This is a genomic window from Xanthomonas campestris pv. badrii, from assembly GCF_012848175.1.
GTDB classification, from domain to species: domain Bacteria; phylum Pseudomonadota; class Gammaproteobacteria; order Xanthomonadales; family Xanthomonadaceae; genus Xanthomonas; species Xanthomonas campestris_C.
This window is the reverse complement of sequence record NZ_CP051651.1, coordinates 3,727,979-3,742,884: the sequence shown is the minus strand read 5'-3', so window position 1 is coordinate 3,742,884 and position 14,906 is coordinate 3,727,979. Positions and strand designations below refer to the sequence as shown.

15 protein-coding genes and 1 pseudogene are annotated in these 14,906 nt (G+C 65.3%); 6 read left to right on the top strand and 10 right to left on the bottom strand.

Features of this window, described 5'->3' with window-relative positions:
• Positions 1 to 119: 119 nt before the first annotated feature.
• Positions 120 to 949, top strand: a pseudogene (locus HG421_RS15795) (LysR substrate-binding domain-containing protein); the annotation flags it as partial.
• 269 nt (positions 950 to 1,218) lie between these two features.
• Here the strand turns inward: HG421_RS15795 and HG421_RS15790 are convergent.
• Genes HG421_RS15790 through HG421_RS15775 form a run of 4 tightly spaced genes read right to left on the bottom strand, consistent with a single transcriptional unit; the run spans position 1,219 to position 5,942 of the window.
• Positions 1,219 to 1,878 carry a DUF2894 domain-containing protein gene (locus HG421_RS15790; protein ID WP_169707191.1) on the bottom strand — a complete coding sequence of 220 codons (660 nt, stop codon included), beginning with the start codon at positions 1,876 to 1,878 and terminating at the stop codon, positions 1,219 to 1,221.
• Entirely contained in the window at positions 1,875 to 2,540 is a 666-nt protein-coding gene (locus tag HG421_RS15785; protein WP_169707190.1) for an OmpA family protein, read from the bottom strand. The genes HG421_RS15790 and HG421_RS15785 overlap by 4 nt, the downstream gene beginning before the upstream one ends.
• A complete protein-coding gene (locus HG421_RS15780; RefSeq protein WP_169707189.1) occupies positions 2,537 to 5,194 on the bottom strand; it encodes a DUF802 domain-containing protein in 2,658 nt (885 codons plus the stop codon). The genes HG421_RS15785 and HG421_RS15780 overlap by 4 nt, the downstream gene beginning before the upstream one ends.
• Before the next feature lie 10 nt (positions 5,195 to 5,204).
• Positions 5,205 to 5,942: a DUF3348 domain-containing protein gene (locus HG421_RS15775; protein WP_169707188.1), complete on the bottom strand. Its 738-nt coding sequence runs from the start codon at positions 5,940 to 5,942 to the stop codon at positions 5,205 to 5,207.
• Between the two features lie 221 nt (positions 5,943 to 6,163).
• Here HG421_RS15775 and HG421_RS15770 point away from each other — a divergent pair, with 221 nt between their 5' ends.
• Positions 6,164 to 6,376, top strand: coding sequence for a hypothetical protein (locus tag HG421_RS15770; RefSeq protein ID WP_029221119.1), 213 nt, complete (start codon positions 6,164 to 6,166; stop codon positions 6,374 to 6,376).
• Between the two features lie 127 nt (positions 6,377 to 6,503).
• Here HG421_RS15770 and HG421_RS15765 read toward each other — a convergent pair whose 3' ends face one another.
• Together HG421_RS15765 and HG421_RS15760 are read right to left on the bottom strand one after the other, a co-directional pair.
• Positions 6,504 to 6,719 (bottom strand): hypothetical protein, encoded by a 216-nt coding sequence (locus tag HG421_RS15765; RefSeq protein WP_169707187.1) that lies wholly within the window; start codon positions 6,717 to 6,719, stop codon positions 6,504 to 6,506.
• A gap of 9 nt (positions 6,720 to 6,728) precedes the next feature.
• The gene (locus HG421_RS15760; protein WP_211161735.1) at positions 6,729 to 7,085 is read right to left on the bottom strand and encodes a YkgJ family cysteine cluster protein; all 357 of its coding nucleotides are present in this window, start codon (positions 7,083 to 7,085) and stop codon (positions 6,729 to 6,731) included.
• 329 nt (positions 7,086 to 7,414) lie between these two features.
• Between HG421_RS15760 and HG421_RS15755 the strand changes: the two genes are divergently transcribed.
• Positions 7,415 to 7,576 (top strand): hypothetical protein, encoded by a 162-nt coding sequence (locus HG421_RS15755; protein ID WP_169707186.1) that lies wholly within the window; start codon positions 7,415 to 7,417, stop codon positions 7,574 to 7,576.
• A 210-nt stretch (positions 7,577 to 7,786) separates the two neighbouring features.
• Here HG421_RS15755 and HG421_RS15750 read toward each other — a convergent pair whose 3' ends face one another.
• Positions 7,787 to 8,950 carry a zinc-dependent alcohol dehydrogenase gene (locus tag HG421_RS15750; protein WP_169707185.1) on the bottom strand — a complete coding sequence of 388 codons (1,164 nt, stop codon included), beginning with the start codon at positions 8,948 to 8,950 and terminating at the stop codon, positions 7,787 to 7,789.
• Between the two features lie 246 nt (positions 8,951 to 9,196).
• On the opposite strand from HG421_RS15750, the gene HG421_RS15745 reads away from it, so the two are divergent.
• Positions 9,197 to 9,826: a DUF4142 domain-containing protein gene (locus tag HG421_RS15745; RefSeq protein ID WP_169707184.1), complete on the top strand. Its 630-nt coding sequence runs from the start codon at positions 9,197 to 9,199 to the stop codon at positions 9,824 to 9,826.
• A gap of 518 nt (positions 9,827 to 10,344) precedes the next feature.
• Here the strand turns inward: HG421_RS15745 and HG421_RS15740 are convergent.
• Complete coding sequence (locus tag HG421_RS15740; protein ID WP_169707183.1) at positions 10,345 to 11,211, bottom strand: SDR family oxidoreductase; 867 nt, start codon at positions 11,209 to 11,211, stop codon at positions 10,345 to 10,347.
• Between the two features lie 206 nt (positions 11,212 to 11,417).
• Between HG421_RS15740 and HG421_RS15735 the strand changes: the two genes are divergently transcribed.
• Entirely contained in the window at positions 11,418 to 12,059 is a 642-nt protein-coding gene (locus tag HG421_RS15735) for a DUF6766 family protein (RefSeq protein WP_169707182.1), read from the top strand.
• Between the two features lie 101 nt (positions 12,060 to 12,160).
• Positions 12,161 to 12,346 (top strand): hypothetical protein, encoded by a 186-nt coding sequence (locus HG421_RS15730; protein WP_169707181.1) that lies wholly within the window; start codon positions 12,161 to 12,163, stop codon positions 12,344 to 12,346.
• Positions 12,347 to 12,479: 133 nt separating this feature from the next.
• Here the strand turns inward: HG421_RS15730 and cydB are convergent, their stop codons facing one another.
• Both cydB and HG421_RS15720 read right to left on the bottom strand, forming a co-directional pair.
• Positions 12,480 to 13,502: a cytochrome d ubiquinol oxidase subunit II gene (gene cydB, locus HG421_RS15725; protein ID WP_169707180.1), complete on the bottom strand. Its 1,023-nt coding sequence runs from the start codon at positions 13,500 to 13,502 to the stop codon at positions 12,480 to 12,482.
• Positions 13,493 to 14,902 (bottom strand): cytochrome ubiquinol oxidase subunit I, encoded by a 1,410-nt coding sequence (locus tag HG421_RS15720; RefSeq protein ID WP_169707179.1) that lies wholly within the window; start codon positions 14,900 to 14,902, stop codon positions 13,493 to 13,495. Before HG421_RS15720 ends, cydB begins: the two co-directional genes overlap by 10 nt.
• Positions 14,903 to 14,906: the final 4 nt, after the last annotated feature.

The following is a 14,906-nucleotide window of genomic DNA, read 5'->3' as shown; positions in this document are numbered from 1 at the left end:
CGCGGCGGCCAGCGCGCTCACGGCCGGCTGACCTCCACGCTTGTGGCGGCCCGAGCTACGCCAGTATCCGATCGGACATGGTCAGGCCAGCGGCAGGGGCGGCGACACCTTGCAGATGAGCCGCGCCAACCCAACTGGTGCAGCAGCTGGAGGCGCCTGCGGGTGACCTTGCTCAACCGCACCACGCGTCGGGTGGCGGTCACTGCCGACGGCGCGGCCTACTACGCGCCGGTGGTGCGGTTGCTGGCCGACATGGACGATGCGGAAATCAGCCTGCCCGACGCCTCGCGCGTGCCACGCGGGCGGCTGCGGGTGGATGTGCCCAGTCCGCTCGCCCGGCCGATTCTGATGCCCGCACTGCCCGCCTTCCATGCGCGCTATCCCGACATCCAGTTGCATATGGGAGCCAACGACCGGCAGATCGATCTGATCGCCGAACACGTCGACTGCGTGATACGTGGCGGCGGCATCGACCCATCGCTGGTGGCGCGCCATGTGGGCGACCTGCAGGCTGGCGTCTACGCGGCGCAGAGTTATCTGGCACGCCTGGGCACACCGGCGCATCCGCGCGAGCTGGAAGCCACCGCGCACCGCACGGTGGGCTTCATGCGCTGGGACGATGGCGTGCCGTGGCCACTGGTCATGCAGCGCGATGGCGAGCAGATACAGGTGCAAGGCCGCGATGCGGTGGCCTGTGACGACGGCAATGCCTATCTCGCCCCCGGGTTGGCCGGCATGGGCGTTGTGGTTGCCGCAGTACATGGCGCTTGCGCCGCTGAGCCGCGGCGAGCTCGTGCCGGTAGTCACCGACTGGTATCTGGAGCCGATGCCATTGTCGATCGTGTTCCCGCCCAACCGGCGCGTGAGTACGAAGGTGCGTGCCTTCATCGATTGGGTGATCGCGCTGATGCAGGAGCATGCGCCGGTGATTACACCGCCGATGCGATGACAGTGGCGGCGCGCCATCGACGTCCCATGCCTGCAGACCCTGTGCTTGCTGCAGGCGGGCGTTGGCATCGTAGCGGTCGAACTGCGTCAACCAGGCGTGCGGCGAGCGACTGGGGTGGCGTGCTTGCAGTGATGGTCACTGCCCGCGCAGATCCGGGCGCTTGTGGCTGATTCGGCACACCGTCCTGTCACGTGTCATGCATGCAGTAGGTGATTGCGATTGTGGTTGTAACGGCGTACGGACACCGCCGTCCGGCGGCAATGCCAACCTCAGCTGCGCCGCTTTGCCGTGCTGCTGCGGCTGCGCTTCCTTGCAGCAGTGCCGATCGGTGCCGCAGTTTCATCCGCCAGCACGCCGCCGGTATGCATCTGTTCCAGCCACGACAAGGCATCCACATACCCGAGGAAATGCTGCAGATATCCCGGCGAGCGTTCGCGCATCAGGCTGATGCAGCGATGCACCAGCACGCTGGAATTGAGCGGGCCGGCGTCCTTGGGCGCGTCCTGCAGCGATTGCCGCACCTGGCTGGCGGTGCGCACGGTGGTCCAGGTGCGGCGGAAGTCGTCCAGTGCCGGCAGCTCGGGAAACGGGAGTGCATCGGCGGCAGCGGTCTTGCGGCTGTCCACTTCCATCAGCGCCGCGTGGCTGGCGAGCTGGTCGCTCAGTGCAGCCAATCGGCTGCGTTGGGGCGCGGGCGGGACGGCGCGGGGTGTCGCACGCGCGGCGGCCTGCTCGATCACTGCGGCGTACTGATCGACCAGCGCGGCGAGCCTGTCTTCCAGCACCGCACGCACCGCCGCGTCGGCCTGGGCCTTTGCGCGCGCTGCCAGCGCCTGCATCAGGTGGAAGCGCACCGGATCCACCTGGCCGGCACCTTCGGCGTGCCAGCGTTGCAGGCGCGCGCGCGCAGAGGCTGCCTGCCTGCTCATGGTGGCGCTGCGGCCGGCGCAGGCGCGTCGTGGCGCGTGCTGGATGGACGTGCGATCGGTGCGATCTCCACCCGGCGGTTCTTTGCCCGGCGCGCTTCGTCGGCGTTGGAATCCACCGGTTGCTGTGAACCGAACGCGGCAGCGAAGACCGAGGCAGCGGGCACGCCTTCGGCGATCAACGCGCGGGTCACGGTCAGCGCGCGTTGCGCAGACAGCTCCCAGTTGTCGGCGTAGCGACGATTGCCGCCCAGCACCGGGCGGTCGTCGGTGAATCCGCTCACCATCAGGATCTGCTCGCGCGCGGCCAGGTACTGCGCCAGCGGCGCAGCCAACGACTTCAACACCTCGCGGCCTTCCGGCTGCAGTTCATCGGAGTTGAAGGCAAACAGCACATTGCCGCGGATGCCGATGCGGCCATCGACCAGGGTCACGCGGCCGGCCGCAAGCGGCGCGGCCAGCGCCTGCTCCAGCGTCTTGCGGCGCTGCGCCTCGGCCTGCTGCTGCTTGACCGCCTCGTCCAGGCGGCTGGACAGCTGCAGCTGCACGCCGATCACCCCGACCAGGATCAAGACGAACGCGCCCAGCAGCACCGACATCAGGTCGCCGAACGCGGCCCAGATCGGAATACCCGATTCGCCGTCGATGTCGATCTCGTCGCTCATGCCGGCTCCGCGGCGGCGTCATCGCTGCGGCCACGGTCGAGCTGGCGCAGTTCCTCGATGATCTGCTTCTGCGACAGCATGCTCAGGTCCACCACCTCGCGCGCCTGCGCCACGTAATAGGCCAGCTGGTCGTCGCTGCGCGTCAGCGAGGCATCCAGTGCATTGGCGACATGCTGCAGGCGTTCGTTGAGTTCGCCGGTAGCGCTGCTGAACATTTGCACCGCCATGCCGAAGGCTTCGCCCAGGCTGGCCACTTCCACCGCGCTGCCGCTGACATGCGCAGCCACCGCGCCGAGCTTGCCGGTTTCGCTGCCGATCTGGTCGGTGAGCTGGTTGCCCACGCGCTGCAGCAGATCGGCCGAGGTGGTCACCAGCGCATCCACCGCGTCGCGTTGTTCGGTGGAGGCGTGATTGACCGCGTTGAGCAAGGTCTCCAGCGTGGCCAACAGGCGGCTGCGTTCTTCCAGCATGGCGGTGTCGCGCAGCATGCTCTCGGACAGGTTCTGGCGCAGTTCGGCCACCACGTCGGCGGCGGCCTTGGGCGCTTCGGAGGCGATCTGCATCAGGCGCGAAACTTCGCCGATGGTGGCGCTGGCCTGCGCTTGTGCCTGCGTGGACAACTCGCTCGCCGTGCTGGCCAGGGTGTCGCAGATGGTCTGCTGCTGCTGCGCCACGCGTGCGCCAGTCTGTTCCCACTGGCTGCCCAGTGCCGCGCTCATGCTGGTGAAGCGTTCGCTCCACAGCGCCAGGCGCTGGGTGTCGCGTGCCTCCAGGGCGGCCTGCAACTGGCCATGCGACTGCTGCAGGCTGCCGACCAGGGCGGCGGCCTGCGTTTCAAAGCTGGCACTTGCCGCGGCCAGTGCGCGCTGGTGCTCGTTCGCCAATGCCGCGCCGGCCTGCTGCTGCTGCGCCAGTGCCTGTGTCCAGGCAGTGGTCGCCTCGTTGCTGGACTGGTCCAGGCGCGCGGACACCGCATCGACCAGTGCGCTGGAGCGTGCGTCGAAGGTGCTGGCGAATGCGGTCAGGCTGCGCTGCAGGTCCTGGGTGAGTGCGTGGTTGGCACGCTGCTGTTCGGCAACCGCCGAGGTCCAGCCTGCCGCGGCGGCGGCGGTGCTTGCCTCCAAGCCGGTGGTCAAGCCTTCCAGTTGTTGCTGCACCGCCTGCCGGACGCCGTCCTGCAATGCGGCGGCTTGCAGGGCCAGCTGTTCCAGCGTGGCCTGCACCTGCGTGCCGATCGATTGGGTGGCGCTGCGTTGTTCGGCCAGCAGCGCCGTCCAGTGCTCGGCGGTGGTGGCATTGCTGCGTGCAATGCCCTCCTCGAGCGCATGCAGCTGCTGTTGCACGGCCACGCCCACGCTGTCCTGCAGCGCGGCGCTGCGTTGATCGGCCTGCGCCATGGCCGTTTGCAGCTGTTCGCTGAGCGCATGCTGCGTGCGCTCCTGCGCAGCCAGTGCGGCCTGCCAGTGCTCGGCCGCGGTGCGCGCGCTGTCTTCAAAGCCCGTGCTGAGGCCGAGCAATTGCTGTTGCACGGCCGTGCCCACACCCTCCTGCAACGCGGTGGTCTGCAGGGTGATCTGCTCCAGCGTGGCCTGCACCTGTGCGTTGAGGGCGGCTTGCGCCTGCTCCTGTGCGGCCAGCGCGCTGGCCCAGTGCGTGGCGGCACTGCCGGCACTGCGTTCGAAGCCGCTGCTGATGCCGTCCAGTTGCTGCTGCACCGCCTGGGTCAGCCGCTCGTGCAAGGTGGCGGTGTCGCGCGCGATGCTGGCCATGGTGGCCTCCATGGCCGGTTGCAGGGCCGCGCCGACCGCGCGTGCGCTAGCGGCGACGCCAGCCTGCAACGACTGCTCCATCGAGGTGGCCAGCCGCGCATACGCCGCTTCGGTCCTGGTGTGGAACTCGGCCTGCTGCGTGGCCAGGCGCGCGTCTGCGGCGACGCTTTGCTGCTCGATGCTGGTCATCAACGCCTGCAGCCGATCGATCAGGGCGGGCATCAGGGCGCTTTGTTGCTGCTGCAGCTTGAACACTTCGCCACGCTGATGCGCTTCCGAATGCGGATGCAATTCGGCTGCGATCTTCAGGTCCAGCCGCTGTACCGCCTGCAGGCGCTCGCGCCGGCACAGCGCCGACAACAGGCCGAGCATGGCCGAGGTGGCAACGCCGGCGATGGACGTCCCGAAGGCGAAGGCCAGGCCTTCCACCGGGGCGGCCAATGAGCCGCGAATGGCCTGCAGGTCGGTCGCGCTCTGCAGCGCAACGCCGGTGCCCTTGAGCGTGGCCATCATGCCGAGCAGGGTGCCGAGCATGCCGAGCAACACCAGCAGACCCACCAGGTACGGCGTGAGCACCGGCGCCGGCAAGGCCACGCGTGCGCCCTGGATGCGCAGGCGCACCGCATTGCGCAGGCTGGGGTGCAGTTGCCCCAGCCACGCATCCAGCGCGGTGGGGGCCGTGGTCACCGCGGCAAGCGCGGTGTCCAGCGTGGCCGTGGCCTGGCGATAGCGGTACAGCTCCACTGCGCCGGCCACGTAGCAGGCGCCGATCACCGCCGCAACGCAGGCTCCCAGCGGGTTGGAACCCAGATAGCCGATGCCGACCCAGCAAACCGCCAGCAGGCCGATGAGAAACACACACACGTGTACGAGAGTTCTGAACATGAGGTCCCAGTTAGCGGGTACGAAGCGCTGCAAGCAGGCCTTCGATCGGGTGAAAACGAACATCCAGTTCGGCGAGCAACACGCTCTGCATGTCCTTGCGGAAGATATCCAGCCAGCCATCGGACACCGCGCGTGGCGCGGCCTCGCTGTCGGCTGCTGAGCCAGGCGCATGCGCGGCGTCGCGCAGGCGTTCGAAATGCGTCCCGAGCAGGCCCGGCACGGTGTTCAACAAGGCTTGTTCGCGGGGACTCAAGGTCAGCTCCATCACCGCGTCCACTTCGGCCAGCCGTGCCATGTCGGCCGACACCAGGGCCAGCAGGTCGCGCAGCCGTCCGCGCAGGTCGCCGGTGGCGGTACGCATGCCGCGTTGCATGGCCAGGTAGTGCTGCCGGAACGGGGCGTAGTCGGGCGGCGCGGGCGCTTGCTGCGATTCGGCAGCGCGGCGCGTATCGGCCCGCAAGCGAGCGACCAGTGCATCCAGATCGGCCACGCTGCTGGTGGCCAGGTCCGCACGCACGCGTGCGCACGCGTGCGCATCCAGTGGGCGTGGCTCAGGCAGGTCAGCGGTGTCGGGCAGCTTGCCGTCCAGCGCCTTGGAGACGGCCACCGCGCGCGTCCAGTCGATCCACTGGCTCAACCGGTCGGCCAGCGCATGGTTGGACTGGGCGACGCGGGCGTCGCTCAGGCGTGCCAGCAGGCGAATGAACGCCGGGCCCGAGAGGGGCGCCCGTGGAGCAACTTTCGCCATTGTTCCGGTCAAAGACCGCGCATTTTACACGGGAATGTGCGCCGTTCGGCGCTTTGCGCCACCGTTGCGGGCAGGTCTCATCCGCCTGGGCTGGCGTCATTCAGGCGGCCTGGTGTGGGTAACCAATTCAGGTTCACGGCGGCTGTCGCACCACTGCCCCGGTTTTGTAAGCTGAACAGGTATACGCTGCGGGCCGGGGAAATCCCCAACGAGGTAACACAATGGACCACTCCGACATGCAAGTGTCCGATCTGCTGGTCTTGGAGCTGCAAGGGTTCCACGATGCCTATGGCCGTGGACCGGACTTCTGGGACGCGTATCAACGCATCATGGGTATCGCGGCGCAGGCCGGCGGCAACATGATCAACCTGGCCAATGAGATGGCCTCACTGGCGCAACGGCTCGGCGCGATCGACCGCGCACAGCTGCTGTAACTGGCGCCGCGCACTTGCTGGCGTGCCGCTACTGGCGGCAGCCAGCTGCAGCGCGCCAGTGACGTCCGCACTGCACGTTCGTCAACGCAGGGCTGCCACGTCGTGCGGCGCAGCGGCGGGTGGCGTCTTATTCGGTTTCGGCGGCGGGTTTTGCGGCAACCGCAGTGGCAACGCCCTCGGCGCCACGCTTCTTGTCACGGCGTAACGGCGTGTCGCCCAGGCGTTCGATCGCACCGCCGGATTGCTGAAACGCTTCCAGGTCGGCGGCCAGGCGCTGTTCGGCCAAGCGCGGCTTGCCCGGCTGATTGCTCACGGTCATCGACTGGCGGCGGGAGTTATTCATCGCGAATCCTCATGCGTTGTACAGCGTCAAGGGAATGCCCCGCCGGCGTTGATCGTCGTAGCTAGCACGCACGTCGCGGCAATACGGGCCGGACATGACGAAACGCCGGCAAATTGCCGGCCGCGTGCCGTAGATCGAGCAACACATGCGTGCCGCGTCGATGGCCACGCACCAGCCTTCCTCATCGCGCGCCATCACGTGCCAGCCTTCCGGCGTCACGCTGGTCAGATGGTGTGGGATGCGGTCGGATGGATCGACCATGACGGTGAGCCGGCAACAGACGGCGTCGCAGCGTTCGCAGAGAGTCTTGATGGAAAAGGCCAGGTAGAGTGAGGGCACGCCGGAGCCCGGGTGCCTGCGCACCATACACCCTGGATGGGCATGGATGTGAATGATGCTGGCGTCACCGCTTGCTCACGCGTGCAGCCGCGTCGCAGTTGCCCTTGCGCCATCGCGATGTGCATGTCCCGCGATGGTGATCGCCGTCGCGCGTGTGTGGCCGCTTATGCAGACTTGATTGGTACGCAATCGGCGGATGCGTGCAGCACGCGACGCGCCGGTGTTCAGGCGAGCAACCGTTGAAGTGCATACCTGTATGCGTTGGCTTTGTCGTATCGATGCGAAGGCAGGATTCACCTCTGCCATCGTTGGTGCGCCGTAGTGTGTGGTGCATCAACACAGATCAGGAGATCGGCATGACCACGCATCGCATCGACGGCCGCGTATCCCACAGCGCGCAAGAAAAAACCCAGGACGAGCACGCCAAGCAGGATGCATTGCAGGACGAGGCGGTAGAAGAAACATTTCCCGCCAGCGATCCTGTATCGCCGTTCGTACCCGCTAAACCGCTGGACTGATGACGGGGATGATCCAGCAATGCGGTGAGTACAGCAGGGGTTGTTGCGGGGCAGCGGCCGGCGGCAATGGCCGACTGCATCTCGCCTTCGCAGCGGGAGTAGCGCCTAAGGTCGTCACTACGTGGGACTGGATACCACCAGGCTAGGACACATCACAGCAGCTACTGCACCGACCCCACTTTCGGGGCGTGGGGCAGTAGCTGCAAGCGTCTACGGCGTCAGTACGACCTTGCGGCAGTCATCCTGTTTCTTGTCGAAAATTTCGTAACCGCGCGCGGCATCGGCCAGCGACATGCGGTGCGAAATGATGGCACTGGGTTTGAGCTCCCCATTGCCGATACGTTCCAGCAGATACGGCATGTGTTTCTGCACATGGGTCTGACCCATCTTGAAGCTCAATCCCTTGTCGAATGCATCGCCGAACATGAAGGCGTGGATGAAGCCTGCATAGACGCCAGGCACGCTGACCACGCCACAGCGCCGGGTGGCCGCAATGCACTGGCGGATGGCGACGCCGCTGCTGCCTTCCAGTTTCAGGTTGGTCAGCGCGGTTTCGAGTGTGCTGCCTTCGGCTTCGAACCCGACCGCCTCGATGCTGACATCCACGCCGCGGCCATCGGTCTGCGAGACGATCACGTCGGCCGGATCGTCGATCTCATCGAAGTTGATGGGGATCACGCCGTACGCCTTGGACGCGAAATCCAGCCGATATGCGTGGCGGTCGACCATGAAGATGCGCTCTGCGCCCAGCATCCTGCAGCATGCCGCGGCCATCAAGCCAACCGGGCCCGCGCCGAAGATGGCCACCGTGGACCCTTGCTTGACGCCGCCATCGATCACTGCCTGGTATCCCGTTGGCAGGATGTCGGACAGGAACAATACCTGCTCGTCATGCAGTGCGTCGGGCACCACCAGCGGCCCGATATTGGCCTTGGGAACGCGCACGTACTCGGCCTGGCCGCCAGAGAGGCCGCCATACAAGTGACTGAAGCCGAACAGGGCTGCCGGCGGGCGAATATCCTTGTGGTTCAACGCGGCGCCCTTGCCGGTATTGGTGGTTTCGCAGGCAGAGAACTCCTGCAACATGCAGTGGAAGCACTGCCCGCAGGCCACCACGAACGGAATCACCACGCGGTCGCCACGCTTCACCGCGGTCACGTCCGGGCCAACGTCCTCGACGATGCCCATGAATTCATGGCCGAGAATGTCGCCTTGCCGTAGGTCCGGAATCTTCCCGCGATACAGATGCAGGTCCGAGCCGCAGATGGCCGTGGCGGTCACGCGCAGGATCAGGTCGTCGCGTTCGACCAGCACCGGGTCGGGGACGGTTTCGACCCGCACGTCGCGAGAACCGTGATAGTTGAGGGCAAGCATGGCGAACTCCAGTAAAGCCGTTGCAGTCACGGCGACGGCGGTCAGTGTTGGCATCAGCGTGTTAAGCCGATCAGTGCGCAGCGTGCGTGCGATGTGCATGCGGCACTGCGCCGACGCCGCGTTGATGCCCAGGTCACGCCTGGATAACCCGTGCGCTCGCACCCTCACCGAACGCACTGCTGTTACCGGCAGCGCATCCGCATCCACTTCATCTCAACGCTTCAGGGCCAATCACAGGAGGCAACGATGGGACTTTTCAGAATGGTGACTGCAGGCGCGGTGGGCTACGTCGCTTACAAGGCGTGGCAGCGTCGCCAGGAGCAGGCCACCCAGGCGCCACGCACCCAGGCCGTGTTACAGGATCGCCAGGACGTCGCTGCCCGTGGCACGACGCCACCGCATGGCGACCCGTTGCGGAATACAGACGGTGCACCTGCCGAACGCAAGCAGGCGCTTGGTGCGCTAGCACTCTTCAACGAGCAGGAGCGCACCCTGGCTCAGTTGGCGGTGGTCAAGGGCGTGGACGGTCCGTTGCTGGAATTCGCCCGCAAGATGGACGAGGCGCACAGCGCTGCCTTGACCGACCTCAGCCGCTTTGCGCCTGATCGTACCGGCTCACAGGCCCAGGCTGCGGCGGCCCGCTCGGAAGGTACGCGCAAACAGCTCGAGCAATTACATGGCCAGGCGTTCCAGACCCAGTATCTGCAGGCCAGCGTCGCCAGCCACGAGCGTGCGCTCTCCCAGCTCGATACGCAGCTCAGCAGCGAGCCGGGCTCCAGCGATCTTGGCAAGGAGCTGCAGCGTATGCGCGCGACGATTGCCGAGCATCTGGAACACGCGAAGACCCTGCGCGCGAAGCAGAGCCAGCCGCATTGAAGTCTTCAAACACGGCGTGTCACTGGTGGTGACACGCCGTGCAGTGTCCGGTGATGAGGTCGATGGGATGGTCTGCACGCCATGACGTCTCCGCATTCAGATGGAGTGCGCGGGTACGATCTCATCCGTTCCATGGAACGTGTTGGTGGTCGATTCCAGCTGCCTCGGCGGATGGAAGTGCAGGCGACAAGCCGCGCCGGCGCGCAATGATTCAACTCATGGACCGACTACCGATAAGACCAGTTGATAACCCTTGACAACGGCGAGTACTCGGATCCAGCAAGTGGGTAATCGCATAAAGCACGCAACGCTGATTGCCTGCCTTCCACGCCTGCGGCTCATCCCTGGCACCAAACCCCTGCGATGCCACATGAACTTTCCGATGGCCGCCTGCAGTTGCCGGCGCCAAGGAGCCTCGCGTTTTTTTCTTGTCGGCTAACCCTCGCTGAAAACACAAAGACCCACTTCGCTTGCAGAGCAAAGTGGGCCGCGGTGACGCGATCAATGCCTGGCGCCGGTTACAAGGTCACTGCACCACCGGAAATCGTCAGCAAGGTTCCGGAAGTGTAGCTTGCGGTATCGGCTGCCAGCATGACATACGCCGATGCCAGTTCTACAGGCTGTCCCGGGCGGCCCATGGGAGTCTGCTCACCGAAACTCTGCACCGACTCCTCGTCCATGCCGGCCGGAATGAAGGGTGTCCAGATCGGCCCCGGTAGCACTGCGTTGACACGAATCTGCTTCTCGGCGAGAACGCCCGCCAGGCCAATGGTGAGATTGGCCAGCGCTCCCTTGCTGGCGGCGTAAGGCAGGATATTGGGCGTCGGTTTTTTGGACTGCACCGAGGCGGTATTGATGATGGAGCCGCCGCCGGACATCAGCGGGACCGACAAGCGCACCAGGTGGAAGGCGGCATGGATGTTGGTGTCGAATGTCTTGCGCCATTCGTCCATGGTGATGTCTTCGAAACGCTGGTAATACGCTTGATAAGCCGCGTTGTTGACCAGGATATCCAGGCCACCGAAGACATCCCGCACCTGTTCGATCAGCGCCTGGGCCTGGTGCTCGTCGCTGATGTCGCACGCTACCAGCAACGCCTTCACGCCGGCCTTTTCGATCAGTGAGCCGATCTTGGCAGCGTCTTCCTGCTCGGTGGGCAGGTAGGCGATGGCCACATCCGCACCTTCGCGCGCATACGCAATCGCCACCGCGGCACCGATGCCGCTATCGCCACCTGTGATCAGCGCACGCTTGCCCTTCAGCTGACCATGGCCGACATAGCTGTCTTCGCCATGGTCCGGGCGTGGGTCCATGCGCTCGGTGCGGCCAGGGAAATCCTGCTGCTGCGGCTTGAAGGGCGGGTGCGGATAGGTAGGTACGGGCATGGTCGTCTCCTGATGTCGAGGAGGACCAGTGTGGTTGGGCAGACGTAAACGTGCGGGATAGACAATGTCGCCGCCATGTGTGCTTGTACGTGGCTGCAGGGCGTACGTTTTAGGTGGATTACCACGGGACGCGCATGGGCTATCCGCATTTCATGCGACGTTTCCGCCAACGCTCGATACTGCCCGCCTTGTTGGGAGGGATCGCCATGTTCTTACGTCGCAATGGGCTGTCGCTGTGCCTGCTCGCGCTGACCCTGCTGTTCATTGGGGCCCAGATCTACGCGGGGCTGCATGCCTACAACCAGGAGCTTGCAGAGCAGGGTCTGCCGGCGTTGCGGTTGGCCGCCTATCTGCAGAGCCCGCATTTCATGTCGGCGTTGTTCGAAAACTGGGAGAGCGAATTCCTGCAGATGGGCATGTACGTGCTGCTGACTGTCAAACTGCGTCAGGTAGGCTCGGCGGAGTCGGGCCCGCTGGATCCCGCGCAGCAACCCGAGCGGATCGACCCGGGCAAGGCGCCCTGGCCAGTACGTGCCGGCGGCTGGTGGTTGCGATTTTACGAACACTCGCTGGCGATCGCCTTCGGGCTGTTGTTCCTGATGAGTTTTTTGCTGCATCTGATCGGAAGTTGGCGCCTGGAGCTGTTGGAGCGCGCGCAGAAGGGCTTGCCTCCGATCAGCGTGCTCGACCACCTAACCGACGCCAGCTTCTGGTTCGAGTCGATGCAGAACTGGCAGAGCGAATTCCTGGCAGTGTTCGCGCTGGTTGTGCTGACCATCTGGCTGCGTCAGAAGGGCTCGCCGCAGTCCAAGCCGGTGCAGGCGCCGCATGCGCAGACCGGCGGCTGAGCGATCGCCACGTGCGGCATTCACGCCATCGCGCGGCATCGTTCACTGCCGTGCAATGCGCGCCGACCTAGGGTGGGTCATCAATAACTCAGGAGAGCGAGATGGGAAGCGAACCGAAGAAGCCGTGGGGTCCCGAGTCGGACCAGCAAAAGCCGTTTACGCCACAGGAACAGCGCAACGAGCGCGCCGACTGGAAGGTGCATGACATGCCCGATGAAGATCGTGACGTCAATAAGGCCGATCCCGAGAACGATTACGAGCGACCTGATGGCTCCGAAAAGCGTTGAGGCCAGCTACCAGGGCACGTCTGCGGATGCGGGCGCCCCTGGTAACTGCAGCTATTGAGAGGGTGCCGGGTCTGCAGCTTCTATGCGTGACCACGCGCACAGCGCCGACCACCGCAATCATGGCCAGCGCCACTCAGTGATGATGGTGATATCCAACATCGGCGGCGATCTTGCCGCGGAACACGCGGTACGACCAGACCGTGTAGCCGAGCACCAGCGGCAACAACACGATCAGCCCCACCATCGGGAAGATCTGCGAGGAAGGCGGCGAGGCAGCCTGCCAGATCGTAAAGCTCGGTGGCACCAGATACGGCCACATGCCCAGCACCAACCCGATAAAGCCCAGGACGAAGATCGCCAACGTCAGCAGGAAGGGCGCGGCGTCGCTGCGCGAGCTGTCGCTGCTGCGCCACAGCGCCAACGCCACCGCGGCAGTGACCAGCGGTATTGGCGACAGCCACCAGAAGTTGCCGTGTTCGAACCAGCGCGCCATCACGTGCGAGCTCAGGAACGGCAGCCAGGCGCTGACCAGGACAACAAAAGTGACCACCACACCGACCAGCGGCTTGGTCAGCTGCCGCGCAAGCGTATGGGTGCGGCCCTCGGTCTTGAGGATCAGCCAGGTGCTGCCAAGCAGCGCATAGCCGAACACCAGCGCCGCACCGGTGAGGATGGTGAACGGGCTGAACCAGCCGAACACGCCGCCGGTGTAGCGGCCATTTTCCAGCGGCATCCCTTCCACCAGCGCGCCCAGGATGATGCCTTGCGCGAATGCGGTCAGGATCGATCCGCCAATGAACGAAAGCGTCCACAGCCGCCGCGATCGATGCGCCTTGAAGCGGAATTCGAACGCCACGCCGCGAAACACCAGCGCCATCACCATGAGGAGCACCGGCAGATACAGCCCCGACAGGATCACCGCATATGCTGTCGGGAAGGCGGCGAACAGGCCGGCGCCGCCTAGCACCAGCCAGGTCTCGTTGCCGTCCCAGATCGGCGCGGCCGTGTTCATCATCAGGTCCACTTCCTGCTCGTCGCGGGCGAACGGCGCCAGCATGCCCAGCCCGAGCACGAAGCCATCCAGGACCACGTACATCAGCACGCCGAAGCCGATCACCCCGAACCACACCACCGGCAACCAGTAGCTCAGTTCCATGGTGTGTTCTCCTGTTCCAGGGATGTATCTGCGGCCGACAACGGGCGTGCCGGCGTATGTTCGCCACCGGCCACGTCCGGGCCATCGCGGCTGGCTTGCGGGCCGCTGCGCACCAGCTTGGTCAGATACCAGATGCCGAAACCGAACACGAAGGCGTAGCCCAGCAGATACACCAGCAGGGACACCGCAACGGTCACCGTCGATTGCGGGCCCACCGCATCGGCGGTGCGCAGCAACCCGTAGATCACCCACGGCTGGCGGCCGATCTCGGTGACGAACCAGCCGGCGACCAGGGCAATGAAGCCGGCCGGCAGCATGGCATTCCAGGCCAGCACCAGGGCCGGCGCATGCAGTCGTCCACGCCACCATGCCAGGGCAGACAGCCAGGCCAGCAGCAACATCGCCACGCCCAGCCCGACCATGATGCGGAATGCGAAGAAGACCGGCGCCACTGGCGGCCGCCGATCGCGCGGCACCGAGGTCAACGGCGTGATATCGCCGTCGGTGCTGTGGGTCAGGATCAGGCTGCCCAGACGCGGGATCGCCACTTCATAGTCGTTGCGCTCGGCCTCGGCATTGGGCAGTGCAAAGACCACCAGCGGCACGCCGGCACCGGCACCGGCGCGATGCCAGTGCGCTTCCATCGCCGCCACCTTGAGCGGCTGATGTTCGAGCGTGTTCAAGCCGTGCTGGTCACCCACCAGGATCTGGATCGGCAACACGATGGCTGCAAAGGCCACCGCCAGCCGCAACATGCGCGCAGCCGCATCCACATGCACGCCTTTGCGCAGGTAATAGGCGCCCACGCCACCGATCACGAAGCAAGTGGTGATGAACGAACCCAGCGCCATATGGACCAGGCGATACGGAAACGAGGGGTTGAAGATGATTTGCGTCCAGCTCACCGGCTGCACGATCCCGTTGAGCATGGCGTAACCCTGCGGCGTATGCAGCCAGCTATTGGACGACAGGATCCAGAACGTGGAGACCAGCGTGCCGATCGCCACCATGCAGGTGGCGAAGAAATGCAGCCGTTCCGAGACGCGGCCCCAACCGAACAACATCACCCCCAGGAAGCTGGCCTCCAGAAAGAACGCGGTGAGCACCTCGTAGCTCAGCAGCGGCCCGATCACGCTGCCGGCGATGCGGCTGAGTTCCGGCCAGTTCGCGCCGAACTGGAAGGCCATCACGATGCCGCTGACCACCCCCATGCCGAAGGACACGGCAAAGATCCGCAGCCAGAAAAAATACAGCCGCTTCCATACCTCATCGTGCGTGCGCAGCCAGCGCCATTCCAGAAAGCCCAGGAAGTTCGCCAGCCCGATGGTGAAGGCGGGGAACAGCACGTGAAACGAAATGACGAAGGCGAACTGGATACGGGACAGCAGCAGCGCTTCCACGTGG